This is a genomic window from Bradyrhizobium sp. USDA 4486 (assembly GCF_054057995.1).
The window spans coordinates 6,540,187-6,564,552 of sequence record NZ_JBSRZV010000001.1 but is presented as its reverse complement, the minus strand read 5'-3'; the positions used below and the strand labels follow the sequence as shown (position 1 = coordinate 6,564,552).

Sequence of the window (24,366 nt, the reverse complement as noted above, 5' to 3'; positions counted from 1 at the left end):
AAGTGATTGCCCGGTCTCCGTCGACGATGGATGGTTCGATTGCTGCGCGAACGACGATGTCGCAGATAACAGCATAGGCACGCACGCAAGCGCGAATGCGCGCGCGCAACTCAAGTCGCGAGCCATAACACGCCAGAGACTTTCTTATTTGACGCCCGTCTCGTCGCGTCGACGAGACACGACGTGCAATAAACCGCGAGACGGCCATCGCCTAATGGAAGCCATCTAATGTTCGAGACAGATGCCGGCGCCTCACGCGCAGGAGAATGTCGCCAATTGACGTTTCGGTTTCACGCAATGACGCGCGACAGCGTGAATTCCTCCGCATGTCCGCATGGCGTGCGTATGCGCGAGGCCGGTTCGAACCCTGCATCGAGCGGCCGCCACGCGCGCAAATGCGGGTATTTGTCGCAGCGCCAGACAGGATTTGAGACGCGAGATGAGTTGCTGGATTACAGCAGACATCGCTGCGCGACGAGATATCGCCCGCGCTCGCTCCGGGAGCTACCGGGCGTCGAACGCTGGACGGTCATCTGGAATTGTTCGATCGCGCCGCACTGACAGCGGCGCGCTTAACGCGCACCAGATCAGAAGCCGACCTTTTCGTTCACATAGAACGTGTTGAGGATGGTGACGCGGTCGCGATCGGTCTGGATCGGCGGGCGGCCGTGCCAGCTCATCTTGGTCAGCGTGTGATAGGCCTTCAGCACCACGAAGGCGTAGCCGACATTGGGCAGGAACGGGATCGTCTTCACCGGCTCCAGGCAATACGAGCCGACGTGAAGCAGTCCCTTGAGCGAGGCCTTGTAGAGCGTCGTCCCCAAAGCCTCCTGGCTGGCGTCGGCCGGGCAATAGAGCTGCATCGTCACGACCTTCTTGCGCGTGTCCGGATGCGGCTTGATCTGATAGCCGTCCCTGTCCACGTAGACGACCGGCTTTGCCACCAGGGTCAGGTCGTCGGGGCCGGCGACCTTGTCGCCACGGGCGCGAATCTCGAGCCCGTCGTGCAGCCGCTTCCGGATCGCCCGCTCGATGCTCTTCGACGTCAGCATGGCCGACACCGCAGCCCATGCCGGCCGCAGCGACGGCTCGATCTTGTCGACGTTCTCGCCATAGAGGCGCAGCGCCATGCGCGTCCCGGTCCCGGTGATCGGATCGTAGCCCTGCGTGGGCACGCTCCGGATCAGGTCACGGTAGAAGTCGGCGGGAAAGAACTCGCGGAAGACGATGTGCGGAAACGGAGCCGCGGAATGATCGGCGGCCTCGATGCTGCGCACCGCATGTGCGGTCAGTTCGTCAACCAGGTTGGCAGGAGCCGCGACTTCCGCAAGCGCCGTCATGGGGACACCTCGTCCAAGTTGGGCCAAATATGTTCAACTGTTGCTGGAGTTACCTTGCGCCGTGGGCCTTGCGCAAGTCAACGGCGGCCGCCGCGACGCTTCTTCGCGTGGACGTGATCGAAAGCTGCCGCAGCATCAGCCAAATCAATGGATTAGCCGAGTTCCCAGCCGCAATTCCCCTTGCTCCGTCGCGCAGGACGAAGCGTAGTTCGAGCAATCTCAGCCCTTGCTCATTGCAGCGATCGCATCCGCGATCGCGATCGTGCGGCGCGCCATGTCGGCGTGCAGGCGTTCGACCATGGCGCCGTCGAGGCGGATCGCGCCACGCGAGACGTTCTCCGGCAGCTCGAACGCCGCGATGATCTTTCGCGCACGCGCGACTTCCTCCTCCGGCGGCGTGAAGATCACGTTGCAGGCTTCGATCTGCGAGGGATGGATCAGCGTCTTGCCGTCGAAGCCGAGATCGCGGCCCTGCGCGCATTCGGTGGCAAAGCCGTCGGAATTGGCGATGTCGCTATAGGGACCGTCGAGGATCTCGAGGCCATGAGCGCGCGTCGCCAGGATGCAGTGCGTGATCATCGGGATCATCGCCGCACGGCCCGGCAGCATGCGAATGCGCGTCTCGCGCGAGATGTCGTTCGGCCCGAACACGAAGCCCGACAGCCGCGTGTTCGGATCGCGCCCGGCCGCGGCGAGCTCCTCGGCATGCAGCACCGCGCGCGCGGTCTCGATCATCGCCCAGGCCTTGACGGTCGGCGCGGCGCCGAGCTCGGCCAGCTTGCGGCCGATCGTGTCGAGGTCGTCGACGGAGGACACCTTTGGAACCAGGATGCCGTCCGGCGAGGCTTTGGCGGCCATTGCGACGTCCTCGGTCCACCAGGGCGTGTCGAGGCCGTTGGTCCGGATCAGGATCTCGCGCTTGCCGAACCCTTTGGCGGCGATCGCGGCGGCGATGCCGTCGCGCGCCACCGCCTTGGCGTCGGGGGCGACCGAATCTTCGAGATCGAGGATCAAACCATCGGCTGGGAGATTGCGTGCCTTCTCCAGCGCACGGGGGTTGGATCCGGGCATGAACAGATGGCTGCGGCGCGGGCGGGTCATGCTGGCGTTCCTTCCGGTTTCCTCGTGTCCATTCTGCCCGAGCCGATAGCACTTGGCCTGCCTATTCGAAAGGCTTGTTCGTCGGTCCGCTCTATGGTTAGGCATAGGCCATGATCACATTCCCGAAGCATTTGCTGGAAGGCTACAAGGCCTTCGCCACCCAGCGGCTCCCGGCCGAGCAGAGCCGCTACCGCGAGCTATCGGTGAAGGGGCAGTCACCGGAAGTGATGGTGATCGGCTGCTGCGACAGCCGCGTCTCACCCGAAGTGATTTTCGACGTCGGCCCCGGCGAATTGTTCGTCGTCCGCAACATCGCCAACCTGGTGCCGACCTACCAGCCCGACGAGAACGCGCACGGCGTCTCCGCCGCGCTGGAATATGCCGTGACGGTGCTGAAGGTGAAGCACATCGTGGTGCTCGGCCACGCGCAATGCGGCGGCATCCGCGCCTTCGTCGACAAGATCGAGCCGCTCACCCCCGGCGACTTCATCGGCAAATGGATGCAAATGTTCATCAAGCCGGGCGAAGTGGTGGAGCAGCGCGACCATGAGACCATGGCCCAGTTCGTCGAACGCATCGAGAAAGCCGCGGTGTTCCGCAGCCTGGAAAACCTGATGACGTTCCCGTTCGTGCAGAAGGCCGTCGAAAGCGGCCAAATGCAGACCCACGGCGCCTATTTCGGTGTCGCCGAGGGAACGTTGTTCGTGCTGGACAAGGCGACGAAGGAATTCAAGAGCGCGCGCAGCGTGGTGTAACCGCCGCTCTCGTGCGGTGGGCAGAAACTGTAGGGTGGGCAAAGGCGCAGCGCGCCGTGCCCACGATCTCTTCGTGATTACGAACGAATGGTGGGCATGCTTCGCTTTGCCCACCCTAGGGCACCGGTGCTAAATCGAAAGAATGGTGGGCACAGCGCTTTGCGCCTTTGCCCACCCCACCGCAGCGGTGACTTGTCTTACGTCGCCTTCTTCTTCGCGCTGATCAGCTTGCGGTTGATCAGGACTTCCGCGATCTGGATCGCGTTGAGCGCGGCGCCCTTGCGTAGGTTGTCCGACACGCACCAGAGCGCCAGACCATTCTCCACCGTCGCGTCCTCGCGGATGCGGCTGATATAGGTCGCGTCCTCGCCGGCCGCCTCGTACGGCGTGGCGTAGCCGCCGGGCTCCTGCTTGTCGATGACGAGGCAGCCGGGCGCCTTGCGCAGGATCTCGCGCGCTTCATCAGCGGTGATCGGATTCTCGAACTCGATGTTGACGGCCTCGGAGTGGCCGACGAACACCGGCACGCGCACGCATGTCGCGGAGAGCTTGATCTTGGGATCAAGGATCTTCTTGGTCTCCGCCATCATCTTCCACTCTTCCTTGGTGTAGCCGTCCTCCATGAAGACGTCGATGTGGGGAATGACGTTGAAGGCGATGCGCTTGGAGAATTTCTTCGCGACCAGCTCGTCATTGGTGTAGACGGCCTTGGTCTGCGAGAACAATTCGTCCATCGCGTCCTTGCCGGCGCCCGACACCGATTGATAGGTCGAGACCACGACGCGCTTGATCGTCGCCTTGTCGTGCAGCGGCTTGAGCGCGACCACGAGCTGCGCGGTCGAGCAGTTCGGGTTGGCGATGATGTTCTTCTTCTTGAAGCCATCGGTCGCGCCTGCGTTCACCTCGGGCACGATCAGCGGCACGTCCGGATCCATGCGCCAGGCGGAAGAGTTGTCGATCACGACCGCGCCGGCGGCGCCGATCTGCGGCGACCATTCCTTCGAGACCGAGCCGCCCGCCGACATCAGGCAGATGTCGACGTCGGAGAAGTCGTAATGCTCGAGCGCTTTGACCTTCAGGGTACGATCGCCATAGGAGACCTCGACGCCGACGCTGCGGCGCGACGCCAGGGCCACGACCTCGTCCGCGGGGAATTTGCGCTCATCGAGGATGTTGAGCATTTCCCGTCCGACATTGCCGGTCGCGCCGACGACTGCGACTTTGTAACCCATCGTTCACTCTCCGATGAAAAAGCCCGTTCCTGAAGCTGACGCTTAAACAGGAAGAGCAGCGCTTCTATGCGAGAACCGGCCCCAAGACAACGTTGGACCATGCCTGAAGGCCGTGGATGCAATCGCCTGAGGCCAGGACGGCCGAAACTCCCACCCAGCTCTATCTGGCGCTTGCAGCCTTCGCCGACGAGGTGGTCGGCACGCTGGCGCGCCTGTTCGCCTATGTGGGGGCGCTTGCCCTGTTTTCCATCCTGGCGCTGGCGGCCCTCAACCAGCTGCCCGACATGCGGGACGATGAGCCGGCGGTGCGGCCGGGCTGGGGCGTGGCCGACCGCTCGCATCCGGCCTTCGCCGTCAGCCGGCAGGATTCATCAGAAAAAACAGTATCTTACGCCATCCTTCGGCATCCCGAAGGCGGCCGCAGGGACGTCATGCGCTGGACGAGCGAGGCGGACAAGCCTGTGGCCGAGCTCGAGATCTATCGGGAAGGCGGCGAATTCGATGTCGCCCGTCCGGCGACGGCGGATCTCGCCATCCAGATGGGCCTTGGCGCCGCCACACCACTCGAGCAGGCCGGCCTGATCCAGACCAAATTCGGCCCCGTCGCCCTGTTCCGGCCGGTTGGCACCGACAAGGCAGCGCCGCCCTGCCTCGGCTATCTCAAGCGCAACGAGGAGCCGGGCTTGCAGATCTCCGGCTTCTCCTGCCAGGGCGACACAATGCCCGTTCGGCGCGCGGCGATCGCCTGCATGCTGAACCGGTTGACGCTGCTGGCCTCGGGCAACGAGCCGAAGCTGGCGGAATTCTTCGCCCATGCCGAGCTGAAGCGCCGCGCCTGCGACGGCGCTGCGGCCTCCGACTGGCTGCTGGGCGCAGCCAACGCGCAATTGCGCGGGGCGCTTTGAGCGGCACCAAGCTCAAGTGGCTGGTTTGCATGCAACTTTTGCCGGCGCGCACGATTATTCCCGGCCGGTGTGACCCAATAGACCTAGTTGCAGCCACCCCGGCCGGGCTAGTATGGGGCGAAATCGACTGGCGGCCTGCCGCCTGAAGGGGACGTGATGAGCTCGAAATTTTCTGCGGCAACCAAATTGGCGACCTGGCTAGCGGCGGGCGCCGTCATCGCCGCGGCCTTCGCGACGCCGGCTGCGGCCGACACCAAGACCAAGCGCTATGACGAGCGCGGCCGCCCCTATTACGGCCCGAGCGGCCCCAACGCGGTCTATCAGCAGGGCCGCACCCGCATCTATGTGAGCAAGCGCTCCTGGCTCGACGGCGGCACCGAGGTCAATCCGGGCGACCGCAAGTTCAGCGACTACGCCTTCCCGCCGGCCGTCGGCTATCCGTCCTTCGCCCGCGAAAACCTCAACCGCCCGATCGATCGCCAGCCGCTCTCGACCCCGGCCGATGTCGGCGGCTACCCGCAGAACTTCCCGCTGTACTGAGCGGGCGTATCTTTCGAATCAAAATGGCCGGGCCAGCACCCGGCCATTTCTTTTTGCGGGGTGCCGTAGGGCGCACCTGCCTCTCGACCGTCATTGCGAGCGCAGCGAAGCAATCCAGAGTCTCTGTGGAAAGATTCTGGATTGCTTCGTCGCCAGCGCAAAATTGCTTCGCAATTTTGTCGCGGGCTCCTCGCAATGACGGCTGAGGCTACGCGTTCGCCGCCGGATCGTACCGCCTGCAAAATTCCTCGATCGCCTCGGAGCGGAAATCGCAGAGGCGTTCGAAGATGAGCTCATCCGGCCAATCCCACCAGGCAATGCGGCGCAGGCTGTCCGCGACCGACTCGGAAAACCGCCTGCGGATCGGGCGCGCGGGAACGCCGCCGACGATCGTGTAGGGCTCGACATCGCGGCTGACGACCGCGCCTGCGCCGATCACCGCGCCGTCGCCGACCGTGACACCCGGCAGCAGGATCGCGGCGTGGCCGATCCAGACGTCATTGCCGACGATGACGCGGTCGCCGCGGCGGTCCGCGAAGAAGTCGCGGTCGCGCGTCGCGCTCGCCTCATAATATTCGGGGACATAGGTAAAGCGATGCTGGGAGGGGCGGCCCATCGGATGATTGGGCGCGCCGATCCGCACCGAATTGGCGATCGCCGTGAACTTTCCGATCGCGGCGTCGGCGACCTCGCAATTCTCGCCGAGATAGGAGTAGTCGCCGAGCGAGGCATATTCGATGCGGCTATGGCTGAGAATTTCGCAGCGCCGCCCGATCTGCGCCTCGCGTTGGCGCACGGTTTCATGGATGAAGGTTTCCGCGATCTTGGGGCGGGGCGAGGCGTCCATGAGATGGCTCCGGGAGCAGGTGCCATAGGGTGGGCCAAAGACGCATCGCGCCGTGCCCACGATGTCTCGAGCTGTCATTCCGGGGCGGCTCGGAGAGCCGAACCTCAGGTGCGCAATTGCGCACCGGGAATCTCGAGATTCCGGGTTCGATGCTTCGCATCGCCCCGGAATGACGAGGATCAGCCTTACGCGTGCAGCTTCTGCAATTCCTTCAGGATCGCTTCGCCCATCTGCGTGGTCGAGGCGGCGGTCGTGCCCTCCGACTTGATGTCGGCGGTGCGCAGGCCGCTCGCCAGCACCGCGGCGATCGCGGCGTCGACCTTGTCGGCGAGATCGCCCATGTCGAAGGAATAGCGCAGCGCCATGCCGAAGGACGAGATCATCGCAATGGGATTGGCGAGGCCCTTGCCGGCGATGTCAGGCGCCGAGCCGTGCACGGGCTCGTACAGCGCCTTGCGCTTCTTGCTCTTAACGTCGACCTCGCCGAGCGAGGCCGAGGGCAGCATGCCGAGCGAGCCGGTCAGCATCGCCGCGATGTCGGACAGCATGTCGCCGAACAGATTGTCGGTGACGATGACGTCGAACTGCTTCGGCCACTTCACCAGCATCATGCCGCCGGAATCGGCGAGCTGGTGCTCGAGCGTGACATCGGGATATTCACGCTTGTGGACTTGAGTCATGACCTCGTTCCAGAGCACGCCCGACTTCATGACGTTGCGCTTCTCCATCGACGTCACCTTGTTCTTGCGCTTCCGGGCAAGCTCGAAGGCGACGCGGCCGATGCGCTCGATCTCATAGGTGTCGTAGACCTGGGTATCGACGGCGCGCTTCTGGCCGTTGCCGAGATCGGTGATGGTCTTGGGCTCGCCGAAATAGACGCCGCCGGTGAGCTCGCGCACGATGACGATGTCGAGGCCTTCCACGGCCTCGCGCTTCAGGCTCGAGGCGTCGGCCAGCGCCGGATAGCACACGGCGGGGCGGAGATTGGCGAACAGGGCCAGATCCTTGCGCAGGCGCAAGAGGCCGGCTTCGGGGCGCACCTCGTAGGGCACCGCGTCCCATTTGGGGCCGCCGACCGCGCCAAAGATGATGGCGTCGGCGGCCAGCGCCTTGGCCATGTCGCCCTCGGAGATCGACACCTTGTGGGCGTCATAGGCCGAGCCGCCGACGAGGCCAGTGTCGGTCTCGAATTTAGCGATCCCGGCCGAATTGAGCCAATCGATCAGCCGCTTCACCTCGCCCATCACCTCCGGGCCGATACCGTCGCCGGGGAGCAGCAGCAATTTGTGGGTCGCCATGGTCGTGTCCTCAGTTTTTTCTCGTCATTGCCGGGCTTGACCCGGCAATCCAGCTTTTTTGAAGGATGGATGCCCGGGTCAAGCCCGGGCATGACAAGCCGGGATGAATTTCGGCGGGAGTGCTAGAGCGGCCTTGCGCGCTTGGCAAGACACCATTGCCGCACCGCGGCTGTGCAAGGCGCACCTAGCCTGCCACAGTGCCAGACGCCGGAGTACCCTTTGCACGCCCCTGAGCGCCCTCCACACGACGCGCACCCCGCGCGGCTGATCCTGACCCTGTCGCTCGCGGCGACGGTCGGGCTCGGCATCGGCCGCTTTGCCTATGCCCTGGTGCTGCCCGACATGCGGGAGGACCTCGGCTGGTCCTACTCGGCGGCGGGTTTCATGAACACCATCAATGCCGTCGGCTATCTCGTCGGCGCGCTGGCAGCGTCGCGGCTGATCCAGCGGGTCGGCTGGGCGGCGGCGATCCGCGGCGGGACCCTGGCCTGCGTCGCCGCGCTCGCGACCTGCGCATTGACCGGCAATTTCGTGGCGCTGAGCCTGGCGCGCCTCGTGCTGGGCCTCGGCGCTGCGGCCGGCTTCGTCGCCGGCGGCGCGCTCGCCGCTTCAATCGCGCAGTCGTACCCGGAGCGGGCCAATTTCCTGCTCAGCCTGTTCTATGCTGGGCCCGGCGTCGGCATCCTTTCCTCGGGGCTGATCGCGCCGTTCACGCTGCAATATTTCGGGCCGGGCTCGTGGTGGATCGTATGGTGGGCGCTGACGCTGCTCTCGGCCGCGATGACCGTGCCGCTGTACCTGACCCGCATCGAAAGCGGCGCACGCTTCTCCGAAGGCAGCCACGCCGCCTTCGCAATTCTGCCCGTGCTGATCTATCTCGCCGCCTATTTCCTGTTCGGTGCCGGCTACATCGCCTACATGACCTTCATGATCGCCTATGTCCGCGACGGCGGCGGCGGTGCGGCGGCGCAAGCTGCGTTCTGGGGCCTGATCGGCCTGTCGGCGTTCGTCACGCCCTGGGCCTGGCGCGGCGTGCTCGCGCTCGATCGCGGCGGGCTTGCCACCGCCATCATCCTCGGCACCAACGCGCTCGGCGCCGGCTTGCCGATGCTCGGGCATTCCCCGACCTGGCTCGCGATTTCAGCCGTGGTGTTCGGGGTCGCCTTCTTCGCGGTGGTCGGCTCGACCACCGCCTTCGTCCGCTTCAACTATCCACCGCAGGTGTGGCCGACCGCGATCGCGGCGATGACGATCTCGTTCGGCATCGGCCAGACGTTGGGACCGATCGTGGTCGGTGCGATCACGGACGCGCTGGGGAGCTTGAGCTACGCGCTGAATGTGTCGGCGGCGCTGCTGGCGTTGGGCGCGGTCCTGGCGCTGTGCCAGCGGAAGGTGGGGCCGGCGAAATCACCGGTGCCGTAGGGTGGGTTAGCCGGGGCGACGATCAACTCCCGCTAAACGAATTGTACCCCTGGTCTTCCCAATAGCCACCCCTGTAGTCGTTGGTGACTTCCATCGAGATCACGTATTTCGGGTTCTTGAAGCCGAGCTTCGTCGGCACGCGGATTTTCATCGGGAAACCATAGGCGCGCGGCAGAATGTCGTTCGCATATTTGAAGGTCATCTGGGTCTGCGGATGCAGCGCGCTGCGCATATCGAGCGGCGAGTTGTAGCCGTCCTTGTCGGCGCACTGGAACCAGACATATTTCGCGCGGGTGTCGGCGCCGATCAGTTTGAGGAAATCGCGCAAGGGCGTGCCGGTCCAGCTGCCGATGGCGCTCCAGCCCTCGACGCAGATGTGGCGGGTGATCTGCGTCACCTGCGGCAGCTTGGTGAGCTCGTCCAGCGTCCAGGACTTCTTGTTGTCGACGAGGCCGCGCACCTCGAGCTTCCAATCTTTGCCATCGATGTCAGGCGCGTCGTCAAGATCGTAATAGGCATTGAACGGGAATGGCTTTGTGATCGCGCTCTCGGGGAAGGTCGGCGCCAGCGCGTCGGGATTGAAGATGAAGGCCTGCACGGCGTCGTTGAACTTCGACACCTTCGCCAGCATGGTCTCGGCCGAGGAGGAGTCGACCACGTCGCAGCCGGTGAGCAGCGTCAGCGCGCCTAAGCTGGCGCCGCCGGCGATGAAGCGGCGGCGGGTAAAATCCGGCATCGCCTTGATGGAGTCCTTGATCAGCAGCCGCTTGTCGACGCCGGGGATCAGGAATGAACGCTTGGCCATGGTGGTTCTCACATATCTGTTTTGAGCATGATCTTGTCGAAAACCGGTTCCCACTTTTCCGGATCATGCTCAACGGCCGATGATCATGGCGCGCAGGCTCTTGGGCACCAGCAGCGCGAGCAGGACGTGAACGACGAGGAAGGCGCAGATCGCGGCCATGCAGAAGAAATGCACGTAGCGCGCGGTCGGATAGTCACCGAACAGCATCACCAGGTAGTAGAGCTGCACCGGCTTCCACATGCCGAGGCCGGACAGCACGATCAGCACGCCGACCACGATGATGCCGGCATAGAGCAGGCGCTGCACGTAGTTGTAGACGGTGAGGTCGTCATGACCGAGCTTGAAGGTCAGTGCGGCCCTGACGTCGTGGAGCACGCCCGATGGCGTGATCGGGAGCAGTTTTTTCCGGAAGCGGCCGGTCGCGAAGCCGGTGATGAGATAGGCGAGGCCGTTGATCATCAGCAGCCACATCGCGGCAAAATGCCAGAGCAGGCCGCCGCCGAGCCAACCACCGAGCGTGTATTCGCGCGGAAAACTGAAGCCGAACAGCGGCGAGGCGTTGTAGATCTGCCAGCCCGACAGGATCATCAGGATCATGGCCAGCGCGTTGATCCAGTGCATGACGCGGACCCAGGCCGGCTGGATCACTTTGGCCGGGGTGGCGCTGACCTGCTCGCCTGAGACTATGAGGCTCGACATGATGGTTCCGTCCTGAACGTCGTCTGACACTGAATATACGCCGCTGCGCCCGTTTTCGTTACGCCCCTTTGGCCATCGAATCGATGCCCGCAGGCTATGGCGGTCACAAAAAAAGCGAGCCGGGCATCCCCGGCTCGCCGTCGCAAATCAGGCTGTTTTCCGGGGATGAAACAGCAAGCTGCGGTGTTACGTCGCCGGCATCAGCACGGTATCGACCACATGGATGACGCCGTTCGACTGGTTGACGTTGGAGATGGTCACCATGGAGGTGCCGCCCTTGGCGTCGACGATCCAGACCTTTCCGTCCATCTTCTTCACGGTGAGTTCCTCGCCTTCGGCGGTCTTCAGCTTCTTGCCGTCGGTGAGGTCGGAGGCTTCGAGCTTGCCAGGCACGACGTGGTAGGTGAGAATCTTGGTCAGCGTCGCCTTGTTCTCGGGCTTGACCAGATTGTCGACGGTGCCGGCCGGCAGCTTGCCGAAGGCGGCGTTGGTCGGCGCGAACACCGTGAACGGGCCCTTGCTTTCCAGCGTCTGCACAAGACCGGCCGCCTTCACGGCCGCAACCAGCGTGGTGTGGTCCTTCGAGTTGACCGCGTTCTGGACGATGTTCTTGGACGGGAACATCGCGGCGCCGCCGACCATGACGGTCTTCTCCTCGGCGCGAACGGGGCTGACGACGGTTGCGGTGATCGCGAGGGCACTGAAGGCAGCGGCAGCGAGATAGGCAATACGCTTCGACATGGAAAGTCTCCCGATTGAATGGTGACCGGCAATGGCCGGCGTTGAGTTGGGGCAACGAAGGCGGCTTGCGGCAGTCTCGAGGTGAAGCAGCAGCGCCGTCGTTGGCCGAACTACGGGAGGTTTCGCGATGCGGTTTCGAGGAAAAATTCTTTGTGATGGGTGAAACTATGTGCGGGGACGTTCGTGAGGGTGAGCGTGCGCCAAGCAAACGGTGCCGTAGAGGGCAAAGCGCAGCGTGCCCACCAAACGCAAATGCGGGGAGAGATGGTGGGCACGGCGCTTCGCGCCTTCGCCCACCCTACGGCAGTGTGCCTATTGCACAATACGCCCGCCTCAATCCCTGCTCTGCGGCGTCTGAATAAATCCGCGATTGTGCGTCGGGCTGATCAGCAGCTCGTTGATGCAGACGCGCGGCGGCATCGAGGCAATGAACGCGATGGTGCGGCCGAGATCCTCGGGCTGCAGCATCTTGGCCTGCTCCTCCTCGCTCGGCACCACCGGACGCAGCTTCAGGATCGGCGTTGCGACCTCGCCCGGCATCAGGCAGCAGGCGCGCAGGCCATTCACGCACTCATCCATGTTGAAGGAGTGGGTCAGCGCCAGCACCGCATGTTTGGTCGTGGTGTAGGCCGGGCCCGGCATCTTCGAGACATGACGGCCGGCCCAGGACGAGACGTTGATGATCGAGCCGTCCTGCTGCTTGCGCATCGTCGGCAGCACCGCGCGCATGCAATAGAGCACGCCGTTGAGATTGACCTGGACGAGCTTGTCCCAGCCCTCCAGTTCCATGTCCTTCCAGCTGCGCTTGGGAACATTGATGCCGGCATTGTTGACGAGCAGGTCGATTCGGCCGTGCTTCGCCGCGATTTGATCGGCCGCCTTCTGGGCCTGATCCGCGTTGGCCACGTCCAGCGCGATGGCCTCGGCGGTGCCGCCCGCCTTGGTGATTTTCGCAACCACCGTCTCCAGAGCTGACTGGCGGCGGCCCGAAACCACCACCGTCCAGCCGTCAGCCGCCAACGCCTCGGCGCCGGCCTCCCCGATCCCGCTGCCGCCGCCCGTGACCCAGGCCACGCGTTTCCCGTTTTTGGTCATGCAAACTGTCTCCGTTGCTTCAATGGGGCGGTTTTTGCTAATCCAGCCCTCGGTTTTGACCGGCCTTGTCAGTCTTACGGTCGAGGAAATCTTGCATGAACCAAGCAGCCAACGCCAATCTGTTTTCCCGCCTGTTCGAGGGCCTCGACGATCCCAAACGCCTCGCCATCGAGACGCAGGACGGCGCCCATATCAGCTATGGCGATCTGATCGCGCGGGCCGGGCAGATGGCGAATGTGCTGGTCGCGCGCGGCGTGAAGCCCGGCGACCGCGTCGCGGTGCAGGTGGAAAAGTCCGTCGCCAACATCGTGCTGTACCTCGGCACGGTCAGGGCCGGCGCGGTCTATCTGCCGCTCAACACCGCCTACACGCTGAATGAGCTCGATTACTTCATCGGCGACGCCGAGCCGTCGCTGGTGGTGTGCGATCCCTCCAAGGCCGAGGGCCTCGCCCCGATCGCCGCCAAGGTGAAGGCCAAGGTCGAGACGCTCGGAGCTGACGGCAAGGGCTCTCTGACGGACGCCGCCGACAAGGCCGCCAGCGAATTTGCGACGGTGACGCGGGCCGGCGACGATCTCGCCGCGATCCTCTACACCTCGGGCACCACCGGCCGCTCCAAGGGCGCGATGCTGACGCATGATAACCTGGCGTCGAACTCGCTCTCGCTGGTCGGCTACTGGCGCTTCACCGACAAGGACGTGCTGATCCACGCGCTGCCGATCTACCATACGCACGGCCTGTTCGTGGCGACCAACGTGACGCTGTTCGCGCGCGCCTCGATGATCTTCCTGCCGAAGCTCGATCCAGACCTCATCATCAAGCTGATGGCGCGCGCCACCGTGCTGATGGGCGTGCCGACCTTCTACACGCGGCTGCTGCAGAACCCCGCGCTGTCGAAGGAGACAACCAAGCACATGCGCCTGTTCATCTCGGGCTCGGCGCCGCTGCTGGCCGAGACTCATCGCGAATGGTCGGCGCGCACGGGGCATGCGGTGCTGGAACGCTACGGCATGACCGAGACCAACATGAACACCTCGAACCCGTATGACGGCGAGCGCGTGCCCGGCGCAGTCGGCTTCCCGCTGCCCGGCGTCTCCGTGCGCGTGACCGACCCCGAGACCGGCAAGGAATTGCCGCGCGAGGAGATCGGCATGATCGAGGTCAAGGGCCCGAACGTGTTCAAGGGCTATTGGCGCATGCCGGAGAAGACCAAGTCCGAATTCCGCCCCGACGGCTTCTTCATCACCGGCGACCTCGGCAAGATCGATAACAAGGGCTACGTTCACATCCTCGGCCGCGGCAAGGATCTCGTCATCTCCGGCGGCTTCAACGTCTACCCCAAAGAGATCGAGAGCGAGATCGACGCTATGCCCGGCGTGATCGAGTCCGCCGTGATCGGCGTGCCGCATGCCGATTTCGGCGAGGGCGTCACCGCGGTGCTGGTGCGCCAGCCCGGTGCGAACATCGATGAAGCCGCCGTGCTGAAAGGCCTGGAAGGGCGTCTTGCAAAATTCAAGATGCCCAAGCGCGTCTTCGTCGTCGACGAGCTGCCGCGCAATACGATGGGCAAGGTGCAGAAGAATATCTTGCGCGACACGTACAAGGATATTTACGCGAAGAAATAGGGTCAATGCTTCGGGGTTGGGGGAAACATGAAGCGCGATGAGAGCCGTCCGGATCAGTCATCATCTCCTGGATGCCTGCGCGGCACTGGACCGAGCCCGAATGGCTATTGCGGGACTTGGCAAAGCCGAGCGGATTAAGTTGGAGGGCTCGTTCTACGGCGTCCTTGACGCGCTGAAGGACGAGTTGCTTCAGCCGATCTACGATCAGTATCCGGATCTTGAGCCTCCAAAGTCCGACCGGGAAACATATGAATATATCTGCGAGCTCACGTGGGACGAGGTGCAGCTCCCACCGGGAGTAACCGAGCAACGGCTCGACGAGATCGTTTTCTCGGTCATGAAGCCGACTTGGCGGAAGACCGCGGCGATAGCCACCCGGGCGATGGATCATTGCAAAGAGCTTGGACTGCCGATCGACGACAAGATGATTGCGGCGCGATTGAAAGTGCTTTCGGATTCCGATCGTATCGAAGGCATTGGCGATATCCGATCGTGGCTCCACAGCGAAGTGCGATTGAAGGACTAATCCGCCTGCGATTTCTGGGCTCTGCTCTCTCCGCGTCATTGCGAGCGAAGCGAAGCAATCCAGAATCTTTGCGCGGAGACAGGCTGGATTGCTTCGCTTCGCTCGCAATGACGGTGGGCGGGGCGGCTACTGCCCACCCGCCAGACTGATCACAAACCGGCTACCCACGATGAACAGATAACACCCGAACGCCGCCTCCAGCGTTCGCTTCGACATCGCGTGCGCGGCTCGCACGCCCAGCGGCGCCGTCACGAGGCTCATCGGCATCACCAGCACGGCGCCGATCAGCGAGACGTAGCCGAGCGCGAACGGGATTTGCAGGGCGGCGACGGACGGATAGGTCGCAGCCGCGGGCCAGCCGGCGTAGATGTAGCCGAGCGCGCCGGGGATCGAGATCAGCACGGCGAGCGCCGACGAGGTCGCCACGGCCTGATGGATCGGCCGGCTGTAGAAGGTCATCAGCAAATTCGAGAACAGCCCGCCGCCGATGCCCATCAGCGTCGAGAGGATGCCGACGCAGAAGCCGTAGATGCGCATCAAAAAGCCCTCGGGCAGATCATCGCCGAACTTCCAGCCCTCGCGCGCGAAGATCAGTCGCGCCGCGGCCGAATAGGCGACACACACGAACACGATCTTGAACAGCCGCTCAGGCGCGAAGCGCGCGACGACGCTCCCCGAGACAACGCCGATCAGGATCGGCAGCCACCAGACCCGCAGGATCGACATGTCGACCGCACCGCGCTTGTAGTGCGCCTGGAACGAGCGGATCGACGTCGGAATGATCACCGCCAGCGAGGTGCCGACGCAGAGCGGCATTCGCACCTCCAGCGGCACGCCGGCAATGCGGAAGCATTCGTAGAACACCGGCACGAGGATCGCCCCGCCGCCGATACCGAACACGCCGGCCAGGAATCCCGAGAGCGCGCCGGTTGCGATCAACAGCAGCGCGAGCTCGACGATCTCCTTGATATCAAGACCTGGAATCACCCTGACCTGCCCCGGCAACTGGTCGCTGGCGTCTCCGAGGCTCGCGCTCGGATTCGGCTGCGGTCCAAGCTGTAGGTGATCTGATTTGCGTGGTCGACACGCGGCGCCCCGTCGTCTTGGGTGGGATGCAGGTTGCGCATATCCAACCGCCCGGCGAAAATTCAGTGCGTGCGACGGAAATTGACCGACGACTCATTCAGCGTTCGCGCCGCCTCAGCCGTCATGAACTGACTGGTTCGAAGTGTGACCTGAGGGTGAAGGCTTAGAGGCGTTCCAATAGCGATTTCAACGCGCCTCGCCTCATATCACAACAGATGAATTTATATTCGCTTCTTAGTGGGTACGCCATCGTCCTGGTATACCAAGCCCCTGATTGGCCTTGTTTCATCAACGGTCTAGAGCTGAACCGGTTGTTCGATTCTTGGCGATTTGGTGATTGCGCAGGCGAAACCGACTCCGTAAATAGAGCCGACCTCTCGCGATCCCCGCGCGCGCCCTGTTGGGCCGCCATACAACATCAAAGCCCATGACCGCACGGATCGAACGACCGCTTTCTCCCCACATCCAAACATACCGCTGGACCCTGACGATGGCGCTCTCCATCGTCCACCGCGCCACTGGTATTGCCCTCTACGTCGGAACCCTGCTGCTGGCCTGGTGGCTGATCGCGGCGGCCTCCGGCCCCGCCGCCTACGCCCATGTCCAGGCCTTCACCGGCAGCATCATCGGCCGACTGATCGTGTTCGGTTACACCTGGGCGCTGATGCACCATATGCTCAGCGGCATCCGGCACTTCGTGTGGGACCTCGGCTTTGGCTTCAAGGCCAATGAGCGCGAAGCGCTGACCTGGGGCGCGCTGATCGGCGGCATCGCGCTGACGGTGCTGATCTGGATCATCGCCTATGCGATCGGAGGTGGACGATGAGCGCAACCGATACGCCGAAGCACAGCATGCGCACCCCGCTCGGCCGCGTGCGCAATCTCGGCGCCGCGCATTCCGGCACCGGCGACTTCTGGCGCCAGCGCGTCACCGCGGTGGCGATGGTGTTGCTGATGATCCCGGTGGTCGTCGTCATCATGATGCTGCTCGGCCGCAACCAGGCCGGCGCCAAGCAGATCCTCGGCTCGCTGCCGATCGCCATCATCATGGTGCTCTTCATCGTCGCCAGCGCCTGGCACATGAAGATCGGCATGCAGGTCGTGATCGAGGATTACGTCCACAACGAGAAGCTGAAGCTCGCTTCGATCATGCTCAACAATTTCTTCTCGATCGCGGTCGCGCTCGCCTCGATCTACGCGATCCTCCAACTGTCATCCGGAGTGTAACCCATGGCCAACGAGACGAATGGCAAGGGCAACGGCGCTCCCGCCACCAACGGCAAGGCCTATCCGATCGAAGACCACACCTATGACGTCGTCGTGGTCGGCGCCGGCGGCGCGGGCCTGCGCGCCGTGGTCGGCTGCAGCGAAGCCGGCCTGAAGACCGCCTGCATCACCAAGGTGTTTCCGACCCGCTCGCACACGGTAGCGGCGCAGGGCGGCATCTCGGCCTCGCTCGGCAACATGCACAAGGACGACTGGCGCTGGCACATGTACGATACCGTGAAGGGATCGGACTGGCTCGGCGACCAGGACGCGATCGAATACATGGTGCGCAACGCGCCCGACGCGGTCTACGAGCTCGAGCATTGGGGCGTGCCGTTCTCGCGCACCGAGGACGGCAAGATCTACCAGCGTCCGTTCGGCGGCATGACCACCGAGTTCGGCAAGAGCCAGGCACAGCGCACCTGCGCCGCCGCCGACCGCACCGGCCACGCCATGCTGCACACGATGTATGGCCAGTCGCTGCGCCACGCGGCCGAGTTCTTCATCGAGTTCTTCGCTATCGACCTGATCATGGACGACCAGGGCACCTGCCGCGGCGTCATCGCGCTTAAGCTGGACGACGGCACGCTGCACCGCTTCCGCGCCCAGACCGTGATCCTCGCCACCGGCGGCTACGGCCGCGCCTACGCCTCCTGCACCTCGGCGCACACCTGCACCGGTGACGGCGGCGGCATGGTGCTGCGCGCGGGCCTGCCGCTGCAGGACATGGAGTTCGTGCAGTTCCACCCGACCGGCATCTACGGCTCGGGCTGCCTCGTCACCGAAGGCGCCCGCGGCGAAGGCGGCTATCTCGTCAACTCCGAGGGCGAACGCTTCATGGAGCGCTATGCGCCCTCCGCGAAGGACCTCGCCTCGCGCGACGTCGTCTCGCGCGCGATGACCATCGAGATCCGCGAGGGGCGCGGCGTCGGCAAGAAGAAGGACCACATCTTCCTGCATCTCGACCATCTCGATCCCGCAGTGCTCGCCGAGCGCCTGCCGGGCATCTCCGAGTCCGCAAAGATCTTCGCCAACGTCGATGTGACGCGCGAGCCGATCCCGATCGTGCCGACCGTGCACTACAACATGGGCGGCATCCCCACCAACTATCACGGCGAAGTGCTGACCAAGAAGGATGGCGACGACAACGCGGTCATCCCCGGCCTGATGGCGATCGGCGAAGCCGCCTGCGTCTCCGTGCACGGCGCCAACCGCCTTGGCTCCAACTCGCTGATCGACCTCGTGGTGTTCGGCCGTGCCGCAGCGCTGCGCCTCGCCGAGAAGCTCACGCCCAATGCCAAGCAGCCGGAGCTGCCGGCGAACTCGGCCGAGCTCGCCCTCGGTCGCCTCGACCACTACCGCTACGCCTCCGGCGGCACGCCAACCGCGAAGCTGCGCGAGGGCATGCAGCACGTCATGCAGAACAATTGCGCGGTGTTCCGCACCGGCGAAGTGCTGAGCGAAGGTCAGAACCTGATCCAGAAGGTCCACAGCGGCATCACCGACATTGCCGTATCCGACCGCTCGCTGGTGTGGAATTCGGACCTGGTCGAGACGCTCGAATTCGACAATCTGATCTCGCAGGCGGTGGTGACGATGAACTCGGCCGCCAATCGCACCGAGAGCCGCGGCGCCCATGCCCGCGAGGACTTCTCCGAGCGCGACGACAAGAACTGGATGAAGCACACGCTGGCCTGGCTGGACGATTCCGGCAAGGTCAGGATCGAGTACCGCCCGGTTCACGACTACACCATGACCAACGACGTGCAGTACATCCCGCCCAAGGCGCGCGTGTATTGAGAAGCAACAGGTGCTCGTCATTCCGGGGCGCTGCGTAGCATCGAACCCGGAATCTCGAGATTCCGGGTCTGGTCCTTCGGACCATCCCGGAATGACGAAAGGTTAGAGCAATGGTTGAATTCGCACTTCCGAAGAACTCCAAGATCACTGGCGGCAAGACCTGGCCGAAGCCCGCGGGCGCGACCGAGCTGCGCGAGTTCCGCGTCTATCGCTGGAATCCCGATGACGGCAAGAATCCGAGCGTCGACACCTATTACGTCGACACCAATGATTGCGGTCCGATGGTGCTGGACGGTCTGATCTGGATCAAGAACCACATCGACCCCACGCTGACCTTCCGCCGCTCCTGCCGCGAAGGCGTCTGCGGCTCCTGCGCCATGAATATCGACGGCCAGAACACGCTCGCCTGCACCCGCTCGATGCACGACGTCAAGGACGGCGCGGTCAAGATCAACCCGCTGCCGCATCAGCCCGTCGTGAAGGATCTCGTTCCTGACCTCACCAATTTCTACGCACAGTACGCTTCGGTCGAGCCATGGCTGAAGACGACCTCGCCGACGCCGCAGAAGGAATGGCGCCAGAGCCACGAGGACCGCGAGAAGCTTGACGGCCTCTACGAGTGCATCCTGTGCGCCTGCTGCTCGACCTCCTGCCCAAGCTATTGGTGGAACAGCGAGCGCTATCTTGGTCCCGCCGCGCTGCTCCAGGCCAACCGCTGGGTCTCCGATTCGCGCGACGAGGCGACCGGCGAGCGGCTCGACAATCTCGAGGACCCGTTCCGGCTCTATCGCTGCCACACCATCATGAACTGCGCCAAGGCCTGCCCGAAGGGCCTGAACCCGGCGGAAGCCATCGCCGAGCTCAAGCTCAAGATGGTCGAGCGCCAGATCTAGGCCTCAGTCACGCCAAGGCCCCGGCCGCCGCGGCGGCGGGGGCATTCTACGATCGACATCAGTTTGAGTAGATTTTGCCACGACCCGCGTCGCGGGCGAATCCTTGGAATACAACCAAAGGTTCCCGCGACAAGCCGCTTCCTTCCCGGCGCGAAATTCAAGTAAGCTCCCCGGCCAGGGACCGGGACCGACCGTGCAGGGCGCGCAACGCAACTCGCTGAGACTGTTGCAGTGGATGATGGCTGCATCCCTGGCGCTTCCGATTGCGCTGTTCGTCTTCGCCTCCACGATCGCCTACACCTCGACCAACGACATCGCCGACCGTGAGATCGAGCGCACGCTCGACGTCGCCCATGAGCACGCGCTGAAGGTGTTCGAGACCATCGACCGGAGCCTTGCCGAGATCAACGAGGTGGTGCGCGGCCTTTCGGATGATGCGATCCGCGCGCGCGAGCCGGCGCTGCACCAGCGCCTGAAGCGCCTGACCGATTCGCTGCCGCAGTTGAAATCGGCCTGGATCTTCGATGCGGACGGGCGATCGCTGGTCAACAGCCTCGTCTCACCGCCGCCGGACCAAAGCTTTGCCGACCGCGACTACTTTCTCGCTCATGTCGACCAGGCCATCGGCACCTTCATCGGCACGCCGCTGACGCCGCGGCCGCCCTACCAGGGCGCGCGTTTCTTCGGCGTCAGCCGCCGCCGCGATTCCGACGACGGCCGCTTCATCGGCGTGATCCAGGCGTCGGTCCTGCCGGAATATTTCGAGAGCTTTTATGCCAGGATCGGCTCCGACCCGGGCAGCTTCTTCGCGATCGGACGCACCGATGGGACGGTGCTGGCGCACTTTCCGCGGCTCGACCGCGACCTCCGGCTCGATCCAACCGGGCCGGTTGGCCAGAAGATCGCAGTTCACCCGGACCGCGGCCTCATGACCATCGACTGGGCCTCGGACGGGGTCGAGCGGCGCATCGGCTATCGGCGCGTAGCCGAATATCCGATCTATGTCAGCGCGGGCCTCGAGACCTCGGCGATTCGCGCGCGCTGGTACGCCACGATCGGCCAGCATCTGGTGTTCGGTGTTCCCGCCACCGCGCTGCTGTTCCTGCTGCTGGCATTCGCGTTCCGCCGCACCCAGCATCTGCAGGCCGAGGCCGCCGCGCGCCGCGATGCCGAGGAGGCGCTCAAGCACAGCCAGCGGCTTGAGGCGCTCGGGCAGCTCACCGGCGGCGTCGCGCACGACTTCAACAATCTGCTGACGGTGATCCGCGCCTCGGTCGACCTGTTGAACCGGCCGCAGCTGACCGAGGAGCGGCGGCAGCGCTACGTCACCGCGATCGCGGACGCCGTCGCGCGCGCGGCCAAGCTGACCTCGCAGCTGCTCGCCTTTGCGCGGCGGCAGACCTTGAAGCCGGAAGTGTTCGACGTCGGCGAGCGGATACGATCGCTGCACGACATGCTCGCGACCCTGCTCGGCTCGGCGATCGAGATCGCGATCCGGCTGCCGGCCGAGCCCTGCCTCGTCAATGCCGATGCCGGCCAGTTCGAGACCGCGCTGATCAACATGGCGACCAATGCGCGCGATGCCATGCAGAGCAAGGGCAGGATCACCTTGGCCGTTCAACCGGCGGCGACCGTTCCGGAGTCGCTGGCACATCTCGTCGGCAGCCACGGTTTCGTCAGCGTCGCAGTCAGCGACACCGGCATCGGCATTCCTGCCGCGCGGCTCGGCCGCATCTTCGAGCCGTTCTTCACCACCAAGCAGGTCGGCCACGGCACTGGTCTTGGCCTGTCGCAGGTGTTCGGCTTCGCCCGGCAGTCCGGCGGCGAGGTGACCGTGATCAGCGAGGTCGGTCAGGGCAGCACCTTCACGCTTTATCTGCCGCGCGTGCCGCCGGACCTGCTGCCGCAGCGTCAGGCGCCGAACACGGCGCCGGCATTGGCCGGCAGCGGCATGTCGGTGCTGGTGGTCGAGGACAATATCGAGCTCGCCAATTTCGCAGCCGACGGCCTCACCGGGCTCGGCTACAGCATCACGCTCGTCGACAACGCAACCGATGCGCTCGCCGAGCTCGTCGTGGACGCGGACCGCTTCGATGTCGTGTTCTCGGACGTGGTGATGCCGGGAATGACCGGGCTCGACCTCGCGCACGCCATCCGCGACCGCGGCATCGGCGTGCCGGTGGTGCTGACGACCGGCTATAGCGAGGCGCTTGCCCACGAGGGCAGCGTCGGTTTCGAGCTCGTGCAGAAGCCCTATTCGATCGAGGAGCTGTCGCAGGTGCTCTACAGGGCGGCGCGGCTGCGCCGGGTGCGCGACGGCGCCGCGGAATGACCGGCCTCCTGGAACCGAAGGGAACCGATTGATTTCCTTTGCGTTGTCCGCGCATGCAGAAGCCGGCCGCAAAGCGCGAACAGGGCGACAAGCCGCCCATCGTCGAGATCACCGGCGAGAATGGCGATGACGTCGCCCCGCCACCGACGGAATTGCTCGAGCCCGACCCCGAGCTGTCGCCGGAGGAAGCCGAGCAGGTGCGCAAGGATTATCTGCTGGCGCGGTTCTGGATCAGCGCGCGGGGCTTCTGGGGCCGCAACGGCGACCGGCTGGCCTGGCCGTTCTCGATCGGCCTCGGCGTGCTGATCGTCCTCACCGTTGGTTTCCAATACGGCATCAACGTCTGGAATCGTGCGATCTTCGACGCCATCGAGAAGCGCGACGCGGCGAGCGTGTTTCATCTCACCGCGATGTTCTTTCCGCTCGCGATCGGCAGCATCGTGCTCGGCGTGGCGCAGGTATTTGCGCGCATGGGGATCCAGCGGCGCTGGCGCGCCTGGCTGACTGCAAGCGTGCTGACGCGATGGCTCACGAACGGCCGCTATTACCAGCTCAATCTCGTCGGCGGCGACCACGACAATCCGGAATACCGCATCGCCGAGGATCTGCGTATCGCGACCGATTCGCCGGTCGATTTCCTCGCCGGCGTGACCTCGGCGCTGCTCTCGGCCGCAACCTTCATCGTCGTGCTCTGGACCATCGGCGGCGCGCTCACCGTGACGCTCGGCGGAGCCGCTATCACCATTCCAGGCTTCCTCGTGATCGCCGCGATCCTCTACGCTGCGATCGCATCCGGCTCGATCATGGTGATCGGCCGGCGCTTCGTGCAGGTCTCCGAGGACAAGAACCAGGCCGAAGCTGACTTTCGCTACACGCTGACGCGCGTGCGCGAGAACGGCGAGAGCATCGCGCTGCTCGGCGGAGAGGAGGAAGAGCGCGACGGCATCGACCGCAAATTTACCGGCGTGCTGCGACAATGGGCACGCTTGGCCGGCCAGCACATGCGCACCACGCTGGTGTCGCAAGGATCGAGCCTCGTTGCTCCCGTCGTGCCGCTGCTGCTCTGCGCGCCGAAATTCCTCGACGGCAGCATGACGCTCGGCCAGGTGATGCAGGCGGCCTCCGCCTTCACCATCGTGCAGAGCGCGTTCGGCTGGCTGGTCGACAATTATCCGCGGCTCGCCGACTGGAATGCCTGCGCGCGCCGCATCGCCTCGCTGATGATGTCGCTCGACGCTCTCGAACGCGCCGAGCAGGGCGACGGCTTCGGCCGCATCAAGCGCGGCGAAACCAATAACGAGGCCATGCTGGAGCTGAAGGATCTGTCCGTCACGCTCGATGACGGCACCGCCGTGGTCGGCGAGACCGAAGTCGTGATCGAGCCCGGCGAGCGCCTCCTGGTCGCCGGTGAATCCGGGACCGGCAAGAGCACGCTGGTGCGCGCCATCGCAGGTCTGTGGCCCTGGGGCGGCGGCAGCGTCAATTTCCATGCCGACCGGCGGCTGTTCATGCTGCCGCAGCGGCCCTATGTCCCGTCGGGATCGCTGCGCCGTGCCGTCGCCTATCCCGGCGCGGTCGACAGCTGGAGCGCAGCGGAGATCGGCGAGGCCCTGCACAAGGTCGGCCTCGATCATCTCAAGGAGAAGATCGAGGAAGAGGGACCCTGGGACCAGACGCTCTCGGGCGGCGAGAAACAGCGCCTCGCTTTCGCGCGGCTGTTGCTGCACAACCCCGACATCGTCGTGCTCGATGAAGCGACCTCCGCGCTCGACGAGAAAAGCCAGGACAAGATGATGAAAATGGTCACCGACGAGCTGCCGAAGGCGACCATCGTCAGCGTCGCGCATCGCGTCGAACTGGAAGCCTTCCACAGCCGCAAGATCGTGCTGGAACGTCGCAAAGGCGGCGCCAAACTCGTCAGCGACGTCGACCTGATCCCGCGCAAAGGCAAGCGCAGGCTGCTCGGGCGATTCCTGAGGCAGCGGAAGGCGCCGAAGAAGGCGGCGTGAGGCTCCGTCGCCCCGGCGAAAGCGGGACGACAGTGAAATTGTGGCCCCC

At 64.4% G+C, this 24,366-nt stretch carries 22 protein-coding genes; 12 read left to right on the top strand and 10 right to left on the bottom strand.

Translation table 11 applies throughout. The features are described from left to right. Window positions 1-587: 587 nt before the first annotated feature. On the bottom strand, window positions 588-1,340 hold the full coding sequence (locus ACVWY3_RS30970) for a hypothetical protein (RefSeq protein ID WP_456841856.1): 753 nt from the start codon (window positions 1,338-1,340) through the stop codon (window positions 588-590). 219 nt (window positions 1,341-1,559) lie between these two features. Then, window positions 1,560-2,441, bottom strand: a complete 882-nt coding sequence (locus tag ACVWY3_RS30965) for an HpcH/HpaI aldolase/citrate lyase family protein (RefSeq protein WP_456841855.1) — start codon at window positions 2,439-2,441, stop codon at window positions 1,560-1,562. 110 nt (window positions 2,442-2,551) lie between these two features. Between ACVWY3_RS30965 and ACVWY3_RS30960 the strand changes: the two genes are divergently transcribed. Further along, the gene (locus tag ACVWY3_RS30960; RefSeq protein ID WP_456841854.1) at window positions 2,552-3,196 is read left to right on the top strand and encodes a carbonic anhydrase; all 645 of its coding nucleotides are present in this window, start codon (window positions 2,552-2,554) and stop codon (window positions 3,194-3,196) included. Between the two features lie 197 nt (window positions 3,197-3,393). On the opposite strand, the gene ACVWY3_RS30955 is transcribed toward ACVWY3_RS30960, so the two are convergent. Then, on the bottom strand, window positions 3,394-4,428 hold the full coding sequence (locus ACVWY3_RS30955) for an aspartate-semialdehyde dehydrogenase (RefSeq protein ID WP_456841853.1): 1,035 nt from the start codon (window positions 4,426-4,428) through the stop codon (window positions 3,394-3,396). 116 nt (window positions 4,429-4,544) lie between these two features. Here ACVWY3_RS30955 and ACVWY3_RS30950 point away from each other — a divergent pair, with 116 nt between their 5' ends. Next, entirely contained in the window at window positions 4,545-5,333 is a 789-nt protein-coding gene (locus ACVWY3_RS30950) for a hypothetical protein (RefSeq protein WP_456841852.1), read from the top strand. Window positions 5,334-5,489: 156 nt separating this feature from the next. Continuing rightward, window positions 5,490-5,873 carry a hypothetical protein gene (locus ACVWY3_RS30945; RefSeq protein WP_456841851.1) on the top strand — a complete coding sequence of 128 codons (384 nt, stop codon included), beginning with the start codon at window positions 5,490-5,492 and terminating at the stop codon, window positions 5,871-5,873. Window positions 5,874-6,081: 208 nt separating this feature from the next. Here the strand turns inward: ACVWY3_RS30945 and ACVWY3_RS30940 are convergent, their stop codons facing one another. Both ACVWY3_RS30940 and leuB read right to left on the bottom strand, forming a co-directional pair. Beyond that, complete coding sequence (locus tag ACVWY3_RS30940) at window positions 6,082-6,720, bottom strand: DapH/DapD/GlmU-related protein (protein ID WP_456841850.1); 639 nt, start codon at window positions 6,718-6,720, stop codon at window positions 6,082-6,084. A gap of 185 nt (window positions 6,721-6,905) precedes the next feature. Beyond that, a complete protein-coding gene (gene leuB / locus ACVWY3_RS30935) occupies window positions 6,906-8,018 on the bottom strand; it encodes a 3-isopropylmalate dehydrogenase (protein ID WP_283083097.1) in 1,113 nt (370 codons plus the stop codon). Window positions 8,019-8,237: 219 nt separating this feature from the next. Between leuB and ACVWY3_RS30930 the strand changes: the two genes are divergently transcribed. Further along, window positions 8,238-9,440: a YbfB/YjiJ family MFS transporter gene (locus ACVWY3_RS30930; protein ID WP_456841849.1), complete on the top strand. Its 1,203-nt coding sequence runs from the start codon at window positions 8,238-8,240 to the stop codon at window positions 9,438-9,440. Between the two features lie 22 nt (window positions 9,441-9,462). Here ACVWY3_RS30930 and ACVWY3_RS30925 read toward each other — a convergent pair whose 3' ends face one another. The 4 genes from ACVWY3_RS30925 to ACVWY3_RS30910 form a co-directional block, all read right to left on the bottom strand. Further along, window positions 9,463-10,245, bottom strand: coding sequence for a molybdopterin-binding protein (locus tag ACVWY3_RS30925; protein WP_456841848.1), 783 nt, complete (start codon window positions 10,243-10,245; stop codon window positions 9,463-9,465). A 69-nt stretch (window positions 10,246-10,314) separates the two neighbouring features. Continuing rightward, entirely contained in the window at window positions 10,315-10,944 is a 630-nt protein-coding gene (locus ACVWY3_RS30920; protein WP_456841847.1) for a cytochrome b/b6 domain-containing protein, read from the bottom strand. A gap of 186 nt (window positions 10,945-11,130) precedes the next feature. After that, window positions 11,131-11,685, bottom strand: coding sequence for a fasciclin domain-containing protein (locus ACVWY3_RS30915; protein WP_456841846.1), 555 nt, complete (start codon window positions 11,683-11,685; stop codon window positions 11,131-11,133). A 333-nt stretch (window positions 11,686-12,018) separates the two neighbouring features. Beyond that, a complete protein-coding gene (locus ACVWY3_RS30910) occupies window positions 12,019-12,780 on the bottom strand; it encodes an SDR family oxidoreductase (protein ID WP_456841845.1) in 762 nt (253 codons plus the stop codon). 95 nt (window positions 12,781-12,875) lie between these two features. Here ACVWY3_RS30910 and ACVWY3_RS30905 point away from each other — a divergent pair, with 95 nt between their 5' ends. Continuing rightward, window positions 12,876-14,405 (top strand): malonate--CoA ligase, encoded by a 1,530-nt coding sequence (locus ACVWY3_RS30905; RefSeq protein ID WP_456841844.1) that lies wholly within the window; start codon window positions 12,876-12,878, stop codon window positions 14,403-14,405. 100 nt (window positions 14,406-14,505) lie between these two features. Beyond that, complete coding sequence (locus ACVWY3_RS30900) at window positions 14,506-14,931, top strand: hypothetical protein (RefSeq protein ID WP_456841843.1); 426 nt, start codon at window positions 14,506-14,508, stop codon at window positions 14,929-14,931. Window positions 14,932-15,057: 126 nt separating this feature from the next. On the opposite strand, the gene ACVWY3_RS30895 is transcribed toward ACVWY3_RS30900, so the two are convergent. Next, window positions 15,058-15,918, bottom strand: coding sequence for a sulfite exporter TauE/SafE family protein (locus tag ACVWY3_RS30895; protein ID WP_456841842.1), 861 nt, complete (start codon window positions 15,916-15,918; stop codon window positions 15,058-15,060). Between the two features lie 526 nt (window positions 15,919-16,444). Here ACVWY3_RS30895 and sdhC point away from each other — a divergent pair. From sdhC to ACVWY3_RS30865, 6 genes are all read left to right on the top strand, one after another. Beyond that, entirely contained in the window at window positions 16,445-16,843 is a 399-nt protein-coding gene (gene sdhC, locus ACVWY3_RS30890; protein WP_456841841.1) for a succinate dehydrogenase, cytochrome b556 subunit, read from the top strand. Continuing rightward, complete coding sequence (sdhD, locus tag ACVWY3_RS30885; protein ID WP_456841840.1) at window positions 16,840-17,244, top strand: succinate dehydrogenase, hydrophobic membrane anchor protein; 405 nt, start codon at window positions 16,840-16,842, stop codon at window positions 17,242-17,244. The genes sdhC and sdhD overlap by 4 nt, the downstream gene beginning before the upstream one ends. Window positions 17,245-17,247: 3 nt before the next feature. Next, complete coding sequence (gene sdhA, locus ACVWY3_RS30880) at window positions 17,248-19,083, top strand: succinate dehydrogenase flavoprotein subunit (RefSeq protein ID WP_456841839.1); 1,836 nt, start codon at window positions 17,248-17,250, stop codon at window positions 19,081-19,083. 110 nt (window positions 19,084-19,193) lie between these two features. Then, on the top strand, window positions 19,194-19,976 hold the full coding sequence (locus tag ACVWY3_RS30875; protein WP_456841838.1) for a succinate dehydrogenase iron-sulfur subunit: 783 nt from the start codon (window positions 19,194-19,196) through the stop codon (window positions 19,974-19,976). Between the two features lie 193 nt (window positions 19,977-20,169). Further along, a complete protein-coding gene (locus tag ACVWY3_RS30870; protein ID WP_456841837.1) occupies window positions 20,170-22,308 on the top strand; it encodes an ATP-binding protein in 2,139 nt (712 codons plus the stop codon). A 53-nt stretch (window positions 22,309-22,361) separates the two neighbouring features. After that, window positions 22,362-24,317, top strand: coding sequence for an ABC transporter ATP-binding protein/permease (locus ACVWY3_RS30865; protein WP_456841836.1), 1,956 nt, complete (start codon window positions 22,362-22,364; stop codon window positions 24,315-24,317). The last annotated feature ends 49 nt before the right edge of the window (window positions 24,318-24,366 follow it).